This window comes from Stenotrophomonas sp. 3diitr2024 (genome assembly GCF_042136455.1).
Taxonomy (GTDB): domain Bacteria; phylum Pseudomonadota; class Gammaproteobacteria; order Xanthomonadales; family Xanthomonadaceae; genus Stenotrophomonas; species Stenotrophomonas sepilia.
In genome coordinates this window covers 1-359 of sequence record NZ_JBHHMJ010000081.1, presented here as the reverse complement: position 1 = coordinate 359, position 359 = coordinate 1, and the positions used below count along the sequence as shown (strand labels likewise).

Sequence of the window (359 nt, the reverse complement as noted above, 5' to 3'; positions counted from 1 at the left end):
GGAATGCTGTGCTGCCCCAGATTCCGGTACGGCGGCGTGGACATGACCATCTCCGCCAGCGAATAGGCCAGCTCGCGCTCGGTCATCACCGTGCCATCGGCACCATGCTCCAGCAGATGCTTCACTTCGGCATCGCTGTGCGCACGCTGGGCGAAGATGTCCAGGATCAGGCCGGTGCGGTCGATCACCCGGCGCTCGAGGAAACGTTCCAGGTTGCGTTCCTGGCCCGGGCTCAATGCATGATTGACCAGGGTCGACTTGCCCACGTTCGGGCGGCCGACAAAGGCGATGCGGATGCGGTTCGGGTCGTTGTCCAGCTCTTCGCCGCTGCCTTCTTCCGGCAGGCGCTGGATCACTTC

General features: G+C 64.1%; 1 protein-coding gene. It reads right to left on the bottom strand.

Annotated elements, in window-relative coordinates; genetic code table 11:
• A partial coding sequence (locus ABGA94_RS01835; protein WP_375366215.1) for a GTPase occupies positions 1-359 on the bottom strand: 359 nt, incomplete at both ends.